General features: G+C 39.5%; 15 protein-coding genes and 4 tRNA genes. 3 read left to right on the top strand and 16 right to left on the bottom strand.

Annotation, left to right across the window (positions count from 1 at the left end; translation table 11 throughout):
* Nucleotides 1-2: 2 nt before the first annotated feature.
* The gene (locus tag PSI22_RS07685) at nt 3-173 is read right to left on the bottom strand and encodes a DUF4222 domain-containing protein (RefSeq protein WP_254853202.1); all 171 of its coding nucleotides are present in this window, start codon (nt 171-173) and stop codon (nt 3-5) included.
* Nucleotides 166-399: a hypothetical protein gene (locus tag PSI22_RS07680; protein WP_273579252.1), complete on the bottom strand. Its 234-nt coding sequence runs from the start codon at nt 397-399 to the stop codon at nt 166-168. The genes PSI22_RS07685 and PSI22_RS07680 overlap by 8 nt, the downstream gene beginning before the upstream one ends.
* Nucleotides 400-469: 70 nt before the next feature.
* On the opposite strand from PSI22_RS07680, the gene PSI22_RS07675 reads away from it, so the two are divergent.
* On the top strand, nt 470-658 hold the full coding sequence (locus tag PSI22_RS07675; protein ID WP_273579251.1) for a hypothetical protein: 189 nt from the start codon (nt 470-472) through the stop codon (nt 656-658).
* A gap of 406 nt (nt 659-1064) precedes the next feature.
* Here the strand turns inward: PSI22_RS07675 and PSI22_RS07670 are convergent, their stop codons facing one another.
* From PSI22_RS07670 to PSI22_RS07655, 4 genes are all read right to left on the bottom strand, one after another.
* On the bottom strand, nt 1065-1658 hold the full coding sequence (locus tag PSI22_RS07670; RefSeq protein ID WP_273579250.1) for a BRO-N domain-containing protein: 594 nt from the start codon (nt 1656-1658) through the stop codon (nt 1065-1067).
* Nucleotides 1659-1676: 18 nt separating this feature from the next.
* Nucleotides 1677-1958: a helix-turn-helix transcriptional regulator gene (locus PSI22_RS07665; RefSeq protein ID WP_273579249.1), complete on the bottom strand. Its 282-nt coding sequence runs from the start codon at nt 1956-1958 to the stop codon at nt 1677-1679.
* A 107-nt stretch (nt 1959-2065) separates the two neighbouring features.
* Complete coding sequence (locus PSI22_RS07660) at nt 2066-2872, bottom strand: DUF6387 family protein (protein ID WP_273579248.1); 807 nt, start codon at nt 2870-2872, stop codon at nt 2066-2068.
* The gene (locus PSI22_RS07655; protein WP_273579247.1) at nt 2866-4089 is read right to left on the bottom strand and encodes a tyrosine-type recombinase/integrase; all 1224 of its coding nucleotides are present in this window, start codon (nt 4087-4089) and stop codon (nt 2866-2868) included. Before PSI22_RS07655 ends, PSI22_RS07660 begins: the two co-directional genes overlap by 7 nt.
* 350 nt (nt 4090-4439) lie before the next feature.
* On the opposite strand from PSI22_RS07655, the gene PSI22_RS07650 reads away from it, so the two are divergent.
* On the top strand, nt 4440-4868 hold the full coding sequence (locus PSI22_RS07650; RefSeq protein WP_273579246.1) for a hypothetical protein: 429 nt from the start codon (nt 4440-4442) through the stop codon (nt 4866-4868).
* 222 nt (nt 4869-5090) lie between these two features.
* Here PSI22_RS07650 and PSI22_RS07645 read toward each other — a convergent pair whose 3' ends face one another.
* On the bottom strand, nt 5091-6626 hold the full coding sequence (locus PSI22_RS07645) for a peptide MFS transporter (RefSeq protein ID WP_273579245.1): 1536 nt from the start codon (nt 6624-6626) through the stop codon (nt 5091-5093).
* A gap of 569 nt (nt 6627-7195) precedes the next feature.
* Nucleotides 7196-8137, bottom strand: a complete 942-nt coding sequence (locus PSI22_RS07640; RefSeq protein WP_038244580.1) for a Kdo(2)-lipid IV(A) acyltransferase — start codon at nt 8135-8137, stop codon at nt 7196-7198.
* Between the two features lie 408 nt (nt 8138-8545).
* Here PSI22_RS07640 and trhO point away from each other — a divergent pair, with 408 nt between their 5' ends.
* Complete coding sequence (trhO, locus tag PSI22_RS07635; RefSeq protein ID WP_038256311.1) at nt 8546-9604, top strand: oxygen-dependent tRNA uridine(34) hydroxylase TrhO; 1059 nt, start codon at nt 8546-8548, stop codon at nt 9602-9604.
* A 92-nt stretch (nt 9605-9696) separates the two neighbouring features.
* Here the strand turns inward: trhO and PSI22_RS07630 are convergent, their stop codons facing one another.
* The 8 genes from PSI22_RS07630 to PSI22_RS07595 form a co-directional block, all read right to left on the bottom strand.
* Nucleotides 9697-10290, bottom strand: coding sequence for a LuxR C-terminal-related transcriptional regulator (locus tag PSI22_RS07630; RefSeq protein WP_273579244.1), 594 nt, complete (start codon nt 10288-10290; stop codon nt 9697-9699).
* Nucleotides 10291-10514: 224 nt separating this feature from the next.
* Nucleotides 10515-10769 carry a biofilm formation regulator BssS gene (bssS, locus tag PSI22_RS07625; RefSeq protein ID WP_273579243.1) on the bottom strand — a complete coding sequence of 85 codons (255 nt, stop codon included), beginning with the start codon at nt 10767-10769 and terminating at the stop codon, nt 10515-10517.
* Between the two features lie 234 nt (nt 10770-11003).
* Nucleotides 11004-12056: a dihydroorotase gene (gene pyrC, locus PSI22_RS07620; RefSeq protein ID WP_273579242.1), complete on the bottom strand. Its 1053-nt coding sequence runs from the start codon at nt 12054-12056 to the stop codon at nt 11004-11006.
* Nucleotides 12057-12287: 231 nt separating this feature from the next.
* Nucleotides 12288-12363: transfer RNA gene (locus PSI22_RS07615), tRNA-Asn, on the bottom strand.
* A 321-nt stretch (nt 12364-12684) separates the two neighbouring features.
* Nucleotides 12685-12760, bottom strand: a tRNA-Asn gene (locus PSI22_RS07610).
* Nucleotides 12761-12985: 225 nt separating this feature from the next.
* A tRNA-Asn gene (locus tag PSI22_RS07605) sits at nt 12986-13061 on the bottom strand.
* 419 nt (nt 13062-13480) lie between these two features.
* Nucleotides 13481-13556, bottom strand: a tRNA-Asn gene (locus PSI22_RS07600).
* A gap of 131 nt (nt 13557-13687) precedes the next feature.
* Nucleotides 13688-14197: a YlaC family protein gene (locus PSI22_RS07595; RefSeq protein WP_273579241.1), complete on the bottom strand. Its 510-nt coding sequence runs from the start codon at nt 14195-14197 to the stop codon at nt 13688-13690.
* Between the last annotated feature and the right edge of the window lie 175 nt (nt 14198-14372).

Below are 14372 nucleotides of genomic sequence, written 5' to 3'. Positions count from 1 at the left end.
AATCAGGCTCTCCCTGCGTAGGTGTATTCTTTAGTGAAACGGCTTACTGGCATAATGCACGGTGTGGTATAACCTTCACGGACAAAGGTCACGCGGTTAAAGGCCACCGACAGCACCTGAACGGTTTCCCCGTTCTGATGGGTGTAATAGTCGTGAGGGGCAGGGTTAGGCATGGTTCACCCCCTGACGGGAAACAAATACCAGAGAGGATTTGCCTGCCAGTAGACGGGCTTCACCTTCACTGTCCGCCAGAACAGTGATAAGGCGCATGGGGTTAAGTTCAGATAAACGGGTTTTGCCTTTTCCAATTAGGAAGGTATATTTATACATAGCTACCTCGATATTGTAGTTATCGTTGTTGGTTAGATGCCTCGTCAGTGTTAGCGCACTACGGGGCATTGCTTTACATATTGGTATGCAATGGTGTACATTGATAACCTTGACGTTCAATATACGCAGGAAAACACCAATGTCAACCAAAGAAAACCAAAAAGATAGAATTGTTGTGCAATTACGCCTTGATGCTGATTTGTCTGAACGCCTTGGTCTAGCAATGAAAGAAGATGGCGACGACAACAAAGCAGGGTGGATTAAACGCCTACTTCGTAGAGAATTGGATAAAAGAGGCATAGAGTCCAAAGATTCAACTGAGCAATAACTAACCAACCCGATGTTATCGGGGAGCCCAACTAACCCTCTTAAAGATGGTAGCCTCTTAAGCTGTTGTAATTCTTCGTAAACCAGATTTGGATTGCGGGTAACTGATTGATTTATCTTGTAAAGTAAATCTGCTTTACGCCAAAGGGTAGCATTCGCCGTGCTATCCTTCTCTTTTTGTACCTGACTAATTGTCAGTCGCAAATTAACCGCGTCGCTAAATGATACGCGCAAATTCTGTGAGTCAGCATTACTGACGCTCAAATTATAAGCAGACTGCAAATATGCAGCTTGACTATATTTCAATGGGTTAGGTAACTGACCCAAAGTTATTGGGGCAGCCAAAGTGAGGACTTCGGTAATAGGACTCCTTAAACTCAAGGAGTCTACGCAGTTAACAATGATCATCACTCTGCCTCTTCCAAAAGGTCAGGCTGGTATGTACTCCACAGTTCCCGTCCTTCTTTATTTAAGCTGGCTAGTTCTCCTTTGCATGATTGAAGATCGCGCCCACGTTGAGACGCAATTGCTTTGTATTCGTTCTGTCGCCGGGTGAAGTCGTTCAACGCAGCAAATGGCACACCGTAAGAACCCGTTTTGCGGATAGACGGGATAACCTCACGGAATACCCAATTAGCGAATCTGTGGGCAAACGTTCCTTGCTTGGTGGCCTTGCGGCTACGAGTGATTAGTTTGTAAAAACCAGACTCTGAAATGCCAGCTCGTTTTGGATTTCCCTGAATACCATAACTTAAAGTTACAGTATTTTTTTCATCCAAATCTAAAGCCTTTAGAGCTTTGCTGGGGTTCGTGATCCCCAAAGCCTTACATACGTCCGCAGCAATAAACCACGGCTCATTGTTATTTTTGAAAATTCGAACCTGTACACCCTCAAATTTAATAAATGAGATATCCGCTGAGTCGATATTCAAAATAGGTTCTTGACTGTTTTCAGCGTGAGCGAGTCCCTGACCGGATAAGGCCATATTTTTGGATGTCATATTTTTACCCTGTCTTAATTAATTTGATTTTCGGCTATAGGGGTTATTCACGTTCTCTACTGTTGGCGGATTGTGTACCCACCATAAAATATCACTTAAAAGCCAAGCGCAGGAATTGCGGCCTAGTGGTTTACGGGCAGGGAAGCGGCCTTCATTCTCCAGTTTCCACGCTGACGTTCTGGAAATAGAGGTGATGTGATGGCGTTCCTTTTCACGGATAAGACGATCGTAGGGTTCGCCATACTCGGAAAGGATAGAGCGGCGTTCTTCTGGTGTAGGAGTGTTGTATCGAATGGTCATGCTACCCTCACTGTTTAGCTGTTTTTGTGAGGGTATTTTCATAATTTAAAAAACATGCTGCACTATATAAATAAATTTTTTATTTTTTATTTAATGTTAATCCTGATTTAACTATCAGAAACTTCTCTCCTGATTTTTTCTATAGAATAAAAACTCAATATTTTTTCTAAAAATGGCCTAATGGTTTGAGCGATATTGATAGAATCAAACTCGCCATCAGGGTAAAGCGTTACAGCAAGCACACCATTTGTTATTTTATTATTTGTTTTCTTTTCCCATATCAATAAGTCCAATAGAGGTATTATCTTATAGTTTATTATTTTACTTCTCAGTACCTCCCATGATGAAGATATAGGTTTATTTAATGGATTAATACCTAAATCTTTTCGCCATATTGGAAGCAAGCGCTTAATGCTATCAATGATCAATGAATCATCTGTATCAAGATCTAATTGGATGACTATGGAACTATCAAGCTCTAAAAAATCTTTTGGAATATGATTTATATCTCTTTGTTTAAGCCAAAACTTTTCAAAATCACTATAAGATTCTTCACTATCAATGTAATTAAAATAGTCTTTTACTCTGTACCATAAAAAACCCGCCTCAACTGCCTTTAATGGTAAAACGCCAATTTCACCAGTTAATTCTGGTGACAACTCCTTAGCTCTAGTCTCCCTCTCTTCAGTGAATCCACCTTCTTCCCAATAAATTTTCTGAGGTTCATTCAGTATTGGATTGCTAATATCATGTAAAATATTATCCAAAGATATATTATTTATATCCTCATCATCAAAGAAATATCTTCTCAAATAAATTTGACGGTACAAATCCTTATCATTCAATTCATTAATTTCGTCATAATTACTTATTTTAAAGCAACTTGGCAATTTACTCTTGTTATTAATTAGCATTTCTTTCCCGCCTTTAATATAATCACATTCTCATAATTACCCGCCAATACATCCAGTCGCTCACACCACTTGTTTAAAGCGTCGAGCTTCTCTGGTAGGTATTGACTCTTATTGTATATAGCCATAATGCCAGGCAAAGCATGGCCTAACAGTTGCTCAACTACATGAGGTGTTACGCCCATATCATTTAGCTTAGTTGCTAAAGTGCGCCTTAAATCATGTAATGTCCATTTTTCCGTATGTCCTAATTTTTTCCATATCTTAGCTCCATACTCTGATACTACTCCAGTGCTTTTGAATTCTCCTAATAGGTAATCGTTTTTATGGTTTTGGTAAACAAGGTTTTCTAAAAACGGCTTCATGTACTCTGGTATTGGACGAATAATTTTTCCGCCTGTTTTACTGTTTTCTTTTGGGACAGTCCAAAGCATGGAATCTAAATTCCATTCTGAACATTTCGATAATCTGGCTTCTCGTGTCCGACAGCCAAATGCAATCAAAATTTTTAATAAATTATTATAGTAAGGTAGGTAATTACCTGAATTTATGGATTTCCATAATTGACCAAGTTCATTATCTTCTAAATCCCTTTGGCCTTTATTCTGTTTTTTTCCAACATCAGAGATAGTCAAATCATCTAATACATGACTAACTGCATACCTTCTTACCCGGCAAAATTTCAGAGCTTGTTTGCACATCTGAAATATATAACCAGAAGCTACAGGGGCATCCTTTTTTATTCTATCAAAACATTCTAACCAATATCGGGTTTCACAATCAGATAATGCCATTTCACCAATGTAGGGATAAATATGTTTTTCTAATTGAAGAATGAGGGTATCAATATTCACTCGATGGTCTCTGCCGTAGTGTTCTATCCAGTATTCGATAGAGTCTTTTACTGTGACTGGTTTTAATGATTCCTGCATCGCTAAGTTAAATTGGAGCTTTGGATCTTTACCAGAAGACAACCAGTTACGGCATTTATCCCGTGTTTCACGAGCTTGCTTGAGGGGCATATCAGGATAGCGGCCAATGGTAAGGCGGTTTAACTTTTTGCCATCAAGTCGGTATGTAAAGACCCAACTGATACCACCAACTTTAGACGCTTTGGCGCTTAATCCTGCACCATCGGCAAAAAATTCGATAACGTTCCTTTCTTTTCCGTGTAGGGCTTTAAGTTTTTTGTCACTGAGCTTGTTGAGTTCGGCAGCCATGATCACTCAATATATTTATACAAATGTTTATATACAGTGTGCTGCAAGAATGGGAAAACGTCAATAAACACTGGAACAATATACAGGCAATAATATGAGCAATTATTTGATTTTTAAGTAAAAAATATAACCATAGTAAAACACAAAAACATGAAATGAGTAAATAGGGTATGAATGCATCAAAATCTCACTTTATTTTAATAAAAAAATCGAACTCAGCATGTTGAAGTTACTTTTGTTTGTAAAGGGTTATTTTCCTGAACATAGAACTACCTACAACGGGGTGTTGACCTGAGCTCATAATGGCTATTAAATAATAATTTTTAGTTATAGTTACATCAGGGGAATATATGAAAATCAAAGGAGCTTATTGCTTGTTTTTTATTTTATCAATGGGCGGTAGCCAAGCATTGGCGCTGGATTTTAGCTACAAAAGTGAAATGCCTGCTGATAACAAACCTTCAGAGGAGTATCTGAAAAAAAGAGCGGGATTAGAATCCAAATACTGGAATGTTGATACGCTGACACAGGATAACGTGCTGGCGGAGAAACGAGAGGAAGAGATGAAACAGTACAACAAAAAATTCGAGAATAAAAATGGAATCGGACTTTCTTACGATTGGGAGAGTAAGAACCTAAAATCCTTTCAACATATGCAACAAACGAGTCATCTCTCCAATCGCCGCTGTTATCGAGCTACTCGACAGAAATTAGAAAAAGACTTTGGAAATGGCTATTCTTATTCAGATATTGCTGATACCTGTGGTTCTTTTCACTGAGCCAGTGACGGTTGGCTGATGGGACGACAGTGTTTAGCCGACTGTTAAACTAGGTCATTTTGTGTAAGGACACCGGAAAAGTGCGAAAGGATTCGCATAGAACATAGAGAACACATAGAAATAGCTAAGATTTGAATATAAAAAATAAAGCCATCTCTATTATGCTGAGATGGCTTGGGTATATCTAATTCCCGACTTGATTAATTGTGGCTTTTGTCGCAATTAAGATTTCGTTTCTGCTTGGTGGAGATTGTTCATTAAACGGCGAATCGGGATGATTAAAACAAGCAGAACAGCAGAACAGATAATCAACGATAGTGAGACGTTGGAAAACAATTCTGGCAGGCTATCAAGTTTATCTGCGCGCACGTTACCACCAATCAGGCCAGCAGCCAGATTTCCCAGTGCGCTGGCACAGAACCATAATCCCATTACCTGCCCACGCATGCGGGAAGGTGCCAGTACGGTCATGGTTGCCAGCCCGATTGGACTGAGGCAAAGTTCACCCAGTGTCAGCAGAAGAATACTGAAAATCAGCCATAGAGGGGAAACCGTACCGCCAGTTGCCAGTACGTACTGTGATGCAAACATCATGATGCCAAAACCACCCGCCGCAAACAGCATAGCAATCATAAACTTACCGATACTGCTTGGGTTCATATTACGTTTTGCCAGCATAGGCCACAGCCAGCTAAATAGCGGTGCCAGCAGAATAATGTACAGAGGATTAATCGACTGGAACCAGACGGCCGGAATTTCATAACCCAGTACTATACGGTCAGTGTAGTCTTTGGCGAATAAGTTAAATGAAGTTGGTTTTTGCTCAAATGCTGACCAGAATAGAGCGGCTGAAACCAGCAGGATAAAACAAATGAACAAGCGGGTTTTCTCATTGCGGTCTAACCCTGCAAATAGGAATAAATAGGCAAAATAGAGGATAACGCTTGATGAGATAATATATACCAGCACATTGGCAACCATCACTGGGTTAAAGGGAATAACGCCCATAGCTACTGTTGCAACAATCGCACAGATAACGACTAAGAGTGCGCCGATCCATTTACCAACATTTTTGCGTTTCACCATTGGATGATCCCAACTGGAATCCAGACCCGCTTCTTTATCATAACGGCGCATCAGTGGGATAGTGTAAAAGCGGAAAATCAGCAGGGCGACTAACATACCTAACCCGCCAACACCAAAGCCCCAGTGCCAGCCGTAATCCTTCACCAGCCAACCTGTGATTAATGCAGCTATCAAGGAACCTAGATTGATGCCCATATAAAACAGGGAGAAACCACCATCACGACGGGGATCATCTTTTTTGTACAGAGTTCCTACCATGACGGTCACACAGGTCTTGAACAGGCCAGTACCAATAGTAATGAGCAGCAGGCCGATAAAAAACAGATTATTGCTCCAGATCGCTGATAATGCGATGGACAGATGCCCTAATGCGATAATAATCGAGCCATACCAGACTGCAAGTCGTTGACCTAACCAGTTGTCGGCTAACCAGCCGCCTGGGAGTGATGTCAGGTAAATACTGCCGGCAAAAATCCCGACAATTGCTGATGCCTGCTCACGAGGGATACCCATTCCTCCGTCAAAAATTGCCGCAGACATGAATAAAATCAGAAGAGGGCGAATGCCATAAAATGAAAAGCGTTCCCACATTTCCGTCATAAAAAGGGCACTTAGTGGATAAGGGTGCCCAAAAAAGCTTCTATGATTTCCGTTCTTATTTGAAGATTGCATTGAATAATTCTTCCCAGAAACCCATCTTCATGATGGAGATATTTTACAAGTTAAAATAAAAACCACTTTATAATCACGATAAACGAAATTATTAACATGTTTTTATAAGGTTGATTACTTAATTGTTGGTGTATTTTTAACATGTTCTTTGCTTTTTTCATTGGCAAGCAACACATTTTCTACTTTATATTCCATTTTTTAGAACGAAAGTCGATAAGAATCGCATTTTTAGAATTTAATAGAAGTGGTATGACATGTAGATATTGACTTATGGTTTTTTTTGTCAGTTATAATGTTTTTTGTAAAATAAATTATAAAACAATATGTTACTTGACGAGAAATTCGGAGTGAATATTCTTTGGCGTTAGCAAAAAAGAATAAAGATTAATCATGACAAGGTAACATAAGGGAGATTTATTTCTCTGTATGGGATTCAGAGTTACTGTGGAATGCAAATAAATCGAAGAATAAATGGAATTAAAAAAACACCACTTCAGCGGTAAAAAAGAATACAAAATGCAGGTTGGAAATGGCTGCCATTCTATGAAATGGCAGCCGGATAGCGTTAGTTAGTGAATGTTATTGTTGTCATCGTACAGGGATGGCATGCCTTCGGGACGTGTTTTAAAACGACGGTGTAACCACATGTACTGGTCTGGTGCCTGCATAATCTCCCGTTCAACCACCTTATTCATAAATGCTGCTGCTTCGACTTCATCGTTTTTTGGAAAACCTTCCACTGCTGGCTGGATCATCAACTCATAACCTTTTCCATCCGGCAATCTACGGGGAGTAAAAGGGAGCAGGGCTGGGTCGGACAAACGGACAAGAATCGAAGTCCCCGTCGTTGTTGCGGCGTGTTCAACTGCGAATAATGGGGCGAATACGCTTTTACGTGGGCCATAATCATGGTCTGGCGCATACCAAACCATTTCACCGTTTTTCAGACAACGGATCATGCCTTTCACATCTTTTCTGTCCAGCATATATTTATTGGAACGCAGTCGTCCCCAAGTTTGCAGCCAATCCATGACGGGATTATCATTTGGGCGATAAACACCGATCCCCGGATTTAACAGACCCAGGATACGTGCACCTAATTCCAGTGTCAGAAAATGGATCCCAATAACAATGAACCCCTGATTACTGGACAGCACTTTTTGGAGATTTTCTTCTCCTGTGATCTTGAACCAACGCTTGATTCTCCAGTCAGGCCAAAACCATGCCATGCCAGTTTCAAACAACCCCATACCAACAGACTCAAAATTTCTGACTAGCAATTCATTCCGTTTCTCCGGTGACATATCAGGGAAACAGAGAGCTAAATTGCGTTCAGCGATTTTGGCTCGTTTTTTCAAAAAGCGCTGTGAAAGCCGACCAAGCCGGGTTCCTATCCAGTAAATCACCGGATAAGGGAGTAAAACTAGTAAATAAAGTATCCCGATACCTAGCCAAGTTAGCCAATAACGGGGGTGTAAAAATGAACGTTGAAAAGATGGTGCTTGTATCATGTGTTTTCAGTGTGTTAAGGAGAACATTTAACCAAAAGCCGAACTTGTCAGGCTCCAAGAAGTAATATTGGTGTATTGTGACATTTTTTAGTGAAACATCGAAATATTGAGACATTAAATGCTTAATTGTCGATAAATTAAGCGCCATATCCACTATCGGGTAATGCTGCGCCAGGCCATGATTATGATATTCCTGCGCATTATATTCAAATGCTGTTTTACATCTGTTGGACACGAGTTGGGTGTTGAAATGATGAACAAGCACTAATTACTATCAGAATAGCAAGGTTAAAAATCACTATTCGCTAAAGGCCATTTTCGTTATGATATCCGGCTATCAATGGGATAGCCATTGAAGTTTTGATTCTTTTATTACCGAAATGTTACCGAAATTCAGGAAAGTACACCATGCCAGTGTTACATAACCGTATTTCTAATAAAGAGCTGAAAGAGCGCATGTTGGCTGAAACTGAGCCGCGCACAACTATCTCTTTTTATAAATATTTTACGATTTCCGAACTACAGGCTTTTCGCGATAGCCTGTATCAAAAATTTACCGAGTTGTCTGTTTTTGGGCGGGTTTACATTGCTAAAGAAGGCATCAATGCGCAAATCAGCGTGCCTTCTAAAAATGTCGATGCTTTGAAAGCGTTATTGGATGCGACTGATCCGGCTTTATGTCATCTGCGGCTGAATATTGCGCTGGAAGATGATGGCAAGTCATTTTGGGTATTGCGCATGAAATTGCGTGAGCGCATTGTTGCTGATGGTATCGAAGATGAAACCTTTAATCCATCAAACACAGGCGAATACTTAAAAGCGGAACAGGTTAACCAGATGCTGGATGATCCTGATACCTTATTCGTCGATATGCGTAACCACTACGAATATGAAGTGGGGCATTTCGAAAACGCTATCGAAATTCCTTCAGATACATTTCGTGAGCAATTGCCAATGGCAGTAGAAATGTTGAAGGATAATAAAGACAAAAATATCGTTATGTATTGTACTGGTGGAATTCGTTGTGAAAAAGCCAGTGCTTACATGCTGCATAATGGTTTTGACAAAGTCTACCACGTAGAAGGTGGCGTTATTGAGTATGCCCGTAAAGCGAAAGAACAGGGGTTACCTGTCCGTTTTATGGGTAAAAACTTTGTTTTTGATGAGCGTATGGGTGAGCGCATTTCTGAAGATATTATTGCGCATTGTCATCAGTGCGGTACAGCCTGTGATAGCCATATCAATTGTAAAAATGATGGTTGTCACCTGTTGTTCATCCAGTGTCTCTCCTGCGCAGAGCGGTTTGAAGGGTGTTGCAGTGATATTTGTCGGGAGGAGATGAAACTGCCTGAAGAAGAACAGCGTTTTCGTCGGGCGGGAAGAGAAAATGGGGCAAAAATTTTTAATAAGTCTCGCTATCGGTTAAATGATGGCCTGAATATTACATCACTGCAGTCCATTAAGTGATAACTGTTCTTTAAGTGATAAGTTCGCGGCCATCAGAATGTTGGCGTAAATAGCATCTCATTATTTACGCCAGCATTGTTATTTTAGAAGATTTAGCAGATATATTTAAAAATATTGTAAATAAAAAGTAACTCTATTTTGTTAGAAATACCGATTTTTTCTATAATATGTCTTTTGTGTGAATAAACTGTACTATTGCTAATTTTTAGCATTTTAGCAATTTTATGTGTATCGGTCTCTCGCATCCAATAATGGATAATTCTATTTTCCTGAAGACTGAAAATAGAACTTTGTGTATTAAAACTGGAAAAATAACGCTGAATATCGTGTGCTGCCATTTCTCTTATCCGAACCAATAATGTGCTCAGATTCTTTTTGGGTAAAATAAAATTCTTATTTGTCAATTGGATGCTCGTATCGCACAAGGGATATGGTTTGTCGATATAGGTATAAATACGGGCATCATTAACTAACGAAATAAACAATTTCAGTTGCTTACAATATTCCTTATGGTGGCCATAATTTGTTAAGTTCACTAAGATGATATCTGGAGAAAATATAGACAAAATATTTATGGCGTCATGAATTGATACAGCCTCGATTGAGAGAATATCTATATTTTCTTTCAGAGATTCAATAATCCCCAAACGTGTATAATGGCACTTATCAATGACTAACAGTTTCATTAACTGAACATCCTTGTTCTTCTATGGTTATTATTTAAATAAAAAAATGGCTTAATAATTAAGAATTAGGCGGATGAGAATGACTGTATGATACAGTATTATGAAGAATAATAAACTATGCGAATAATTCAGTTGACTGATATTTGTTCAAACGTTCAAATTGGACACTCAACATACTGAGTGTCCAAATGTTTTTCTAATGCTCAAGGAGATTGAGGTGATTATTAATGCTTAATATGATCAAGCTGACTGTATTCTGATGCTTCTATCTTTTCAATCCCAGCCTGCAAAATGAGGATGAGTTGTTTGGCTACTCCTGTTGTCAACCACAATGTTTTGTCAATATTGACATTGTCTGGGGCTTGATCTTGGGAGGATAAGTAATGAAGACGTATCATCATAGCGCCATAGGCATCAACAGTACTGATGTCCCAACCTACAACAGGATGAGTTTGGATAATTTCATTTTTTTGTTCCATATAACCTCCTAATCAGACTACAGCATTCTTATTGATATAATTGACTAAGAGCAGAAAATCTCATCAAGGATGAGCAATAGCAGTATAACTCTTTTTAGCAATCTAAGAAGGGGAAAGAGCGAGATTTTTTGTATTATCACTAATTGGGATTATTGTAAGTGATGCCAACGACTTATTAGGCAAGCGTAAGCGTGCGGAAATAAAATATTTTCCGCACGGGTAGCAATGAAAAAATTATTCACATACCTTTACTTCCCATCTGGCATCCTCGCCGGCCAGAAATGGGATTAATTTTTCATCACCACATTCGATATACTCTGTGATTGGCGTAGGTTTACGTGTGAGTTCAACGAAGCCTTCATTAACGGGCAGACCATAAAACTCAGGGCCATTCAAAGAGCAGAATGCTTCAAAGTGAGCTATTGCATCCATTTCTTCAAAAACGGTGGCATAGGCTGCAAGAGCAGTAGGCGCATTGAAGACGCCCGCGCAACCGCAGGAAGATTCTTTGCGATGCTGTAAATGAGGGGCTGAATCTGTTCCCAGAAAGAATCGATTACAGCCACTGGCTACCGCGGAACGTAATGCTTCCTGATGGATATTGCGCTTTAATACCGGTAAACAATAGAGGTGAGGACGAATACCGCCAACCAACATGTGATTACGATTAAACATCAAGTGTTGTGGTGTCAGTGTTGCCGCTAATTTATCATTGCCTGCAAGAACGTATTCGGCGGCTTCCTTGGTTGTAATATGCTCAAAAACAACTTTCAATTCAGGAAACTGCTTACGTAATGGTTCCATCACCTGTTCTATAAACCGAGCTTCCCGATCAAAAATATCAATATGGGATGCAGTGACTTCACCATGAATTAGCAGAGGCATTCCCAATTTTTCCATGGTTTCCAATAAGGGATAGATCTTTTTGGTATCAGAAACACCGTGGCTGGAATTGGTTGTTGCATTGGCCGGGTAAAGTTTACAGGCAGTAAAGACCCCTTCTTTATAACCAATTTCAATTTGTGAACTGTCTGTTGAGTCAGTCAAGTAACAGGTCATGAGGGGTTGGAAATGATGGTCTGACGGAATGGCGGCAATTATCCGATCCCTATAGGCTTTGGCACTGGCAACATCTGTCACTGGAGGGGCTAGGTTAGGCATGACAATAGCTCGGCCAAAGAAACGGCTGGTATGAGGAACAATGATTTTTAGCATATCATCATCGCGGAAATGGACATGCCAGTCGTCAGGGCGGCGGATTTTAATTGTGTATGGTTCAGTGGTCATGGAACCGGCTCCAGAATATAAGTGGAAAAATGATGGATGCTGATTCAGCACTCCTTAAGCCGGAGGAGGATGATAAAACGAAAATAGCTAAATAGCTATTATTGAATGATAAAATTCTATGAGTTTTGAAAAATTAATATTTTAAATTATATGTGCTAGGGTATTCAGAGGAAATTTATCGTATCAAAAAAGGAAAAAAATAGAAGTAATAACACGAGGGTGAATTGAATTTGGCTCCTCCAACTGGACTCGAACCAGTGACATACGGATTAACAGTCCGCCGTTCTACCGACTGAACTATGGAGGAATTCCTTCAAGACGGGGTGAATATTAACGGTAGTTTTCACGTTTGTCAAAGGAGAAAATAACAATAACTATTTGTTTGCTGATAATCTGTACTTTGTGAGGTTTTTTTGGACTTTTTTGTGCTTGCTGGGGATGTATCAGAAAAACTGCCGACATAGATGGAGTAAGCAGAAGCAATAAAAGTAGGAGGTGATAGCAAGAATTTTGCAATGTCGAGAGATATATAGTGAAAAACGAACTTTAAAAGGAAAAATGGCTGGAAGGGAAAATACTAGAAAGCAGAAAGCCCGACTAGCAGAGCTAAATCGGGCTTTCTTAAACTTGGCTCCTCCAACTGGACTCGAACCAGTGACATACGGATTAACAGTCCGCCGTTCTACCGACTGAACTATGGAGGAATTGCTTCGTTCCTGAGAACGAAGCGAATATTAACGATATTGTTTTCGTTTGTCAAAGCAGAAAATAGCAATAACTGTTTGTTTGCTGAGAATATAGACTTATTGTGGGGTTTTTAGTCTGAATTTGTATTTGGATGGAGAAAAATACATCTGAAGCAGATAAGTTTGCAGAAAATAAATGACAAAAAGCCCGGTTAGCAGAACTAAACCGGGCTTTCTTGAATTTGGCTCCTCCAACTGGACTCGAACCAGTGACATACGGATTAACAGTCCGCCGTTCTACCGACTGAACTATGGAGGAATTGCTTTGTTCCTGAGAACGGAGCGAATAATAGGGGAATGGTTCAGGCTTGTAAAGCGGAAAAATGGAAAATAAGTTTAAGTGTCTAACTGATGTGCAAGATGATGATATTTTGTTATTTTTTACAGCAAAATATAACCATTACTGTAATTTTCCATACCTTACTCAACCTCTTATCACTTCTTTGCTCAGTTCTGGATACCATCCTGGTAAAAATTCAGCAAATCGATATGAAGAATAAGGAACAAATCTACCAACGTGAGAAAGGAGCACTTTGATATCGAGCGGACCGACAAAAAAACTTCAATTATGTGCGAATACAGTCGGTTGAAAGTATATCTGAGTAAGGAAAGTAGCTGATTGATAAAATAAAAAGCAGAAATCCCGATTAGCAGAACTAAACCGGGATTTCTTAAATTTGGCTCCTCCAACTGGACTCGAACCAGTGACATACGGATTAACAGTCCGCCGTTCTACCGACTGAACTATGGAGGAATTGCTTCGTTCCTGAGAACGAGGCGAATATTAGCGATGAACTCTGAGAGTGTCAACGCAAAAATTCTATTTCCCTATCGTTTGCTTATCCTGTGAACGCATTGTGTCATGATTGAGCTACCTTACTGAAATTACGCACTTTTATTCACCATTTCGGAAGGGTGAAAATAGGGCGATTGTTCTGAAAAGGCAACTATAAATACATCATAAAAACAAATGCCGTCTTTTTTCCTCATGATTCGTTTGATCTCATCTTTCATTTCACTGGGTACTTTAGGATGAGTAAGTATTTTATTGATGGCTTTATGGGATACTTTTTCATTGACGAACCATTCTCCGTTATAACAGACACGTAAATCCAGTACATCAATGTCTTCAAAATGATACACCGGCTTTATATCGAAAAGCAGAACGGCTGCCATGGCGGCAAAAAGTACTGTAAATAAAATCAGTGACCAAGTGCCAAAATAGGGAGAATACCCCATGAGCATGACAAGGAAAGCATAAGCAATAACCATCGCCAAGCATAGGTATGGATGATGACGAATAAAGATACTATTGAAATGCACTTTACCATCACGGTGTTCTTCGAGATTAATCCGCTTAAGATCCTGAATCAATATCTGTTTGATGATGTTCATAATACTAACCCGATTATTGTAGAAACGCGTTATCGAATTGAAGGTTATGCCATTTTTAAGGCTAGCATGCCAGGAGGACACATCTGTATATCAATTGCCTTATTTTATTTATAAAATTGTTATTGTCTGGAAACAATATCGATATTTTTGCTAAGATAAAAGTTGAATAAATCAA

The organism is Xenorhabdus aichiensis, from assembly GCF_028598775.1.
Classification (GTDB): domain Bacteria; phylum Pseudomonadota; class Gammaproteobacteria; order Enterobacterales; family Enterobacteriaceae; genus Xenorhabdus; species Xenorhabdus bovienii.
The sequence above is the reverse complement of the archived record's forward strand: the minus strand, read 5'-3'. Positions and strand labels throughout refer to the sequence as shown.

What these genes read in the sequence shown, in the direction of transcription:
- PSI22_RS07685 (WP_254853202.1), bottom strand. Translation starts at nt 173, where the DNA reads ATGCCTAACCCTGCCCCTCACGACTATTACACCCATCAGAACGGGGAA.
- PSI22_RS07680 (WP_273579252.1), bottom strand. Translation starts at nt 399, where the DNA reads ATGCCCCGTAGTGCGCTAACACTGACGAGGCATCTAACCAACAACGAT.
- PSI22_RS07675 (WP_273579251.1), top strand. Translation starts at nt 470, where the DNA reads ATGTCAACCAAAGAAAACCAAAAAGATAGAATTGTTGTGCAATTACGC.
- PSI22_RS07670 (WP_273579250.1), bottom strand. Translation starts at nt 1,658, where the DNA reads ATGACATCCAAAAATATGGCCTTATCCGGTCAGGGACTCGCTCACGCT.
- PSI22_RS07665 (WP_273579249.1), bottom strand. Translation starts at nt 1,958, where the DNA reads ATGACCATTCGATACAACACTCCTACACCAGAAGAACGCCGCTCTATC.
- PSI22_RS07660 (WP_273579248.1), bottom strand. Translation starts at nt 2,872, where the DNA reads ATGCTAATTAATAACAAGAGTAAATTGCCAAGTTGCTTTAAAATAAGT.
- PSI22_RS07655 (WP_273579247.1), bottom strand. Translation starts at nt 4,089, where the DNA reads ATGGCTGCCGAACTCAACAAGCTCAGTGACAAAAAACTTAAAGCCCTA.
- PSI22_RS07650 (WP_273579246.1), top strand. Translation starts at nt 4,440, where the DNA reads ATGAAAATCAAAGGAGCTTATTGCTTGTTTTTTATTTTATCAATGGGC.
- PSI22_RS07645 (WP_273579245.1), bottom strand. Translation starts at nt 6,626, where the DNA reads ATGCAATCTTCAAATAAGAACGGAAATCATAGAAGCTTTTTTGGGCAC.
- PSI22_RS07640 (WP_038244580.1), bottom strand. Translation starts at nt 8,137, where the DNA reads ATGATACAAGCACCATCTTTTCAACGTTCATTTTTACACCCCCGTTAT.
- trhO (WP_038256311.1), top strand. Translation starts at nt 8,546, where the DNA reads ATGCCAGTGTTACATAACCGTATTTCTAATAAAGAGCTGAAAGAGCGC.
- PSI22_RS07630 (WP_273579244.1), bottom strand. Translation starts at nt 10,290, where the DNA reads ATGAAACTGTTAGTCATTGATAAGTGCCATTATACACGTTTGGGGATT.
- bssS (WP_273579243.1), bottom strand. Translation starts at nt 10,769, where the DNA reads ATGGAACAAAAAAATGAAATTATCCAAACTCATCCTGTTGTAGGTTGG.
- pyrC (WP_273579242.1), bottom strand. Translation starts at nt 12,056, where the DNA reads ATGACCACTGAACCATACACAATTAAAATCCGCCGCCCTGACGACTGG.
- PSI22_RS07595 (WP_273579241.1), bottom strand. Translation starts at nt 14,197, where the DNA reads ATGAACATCATCAAACAGATATTGATTCAGGATCTTAAGCGGATTAAT.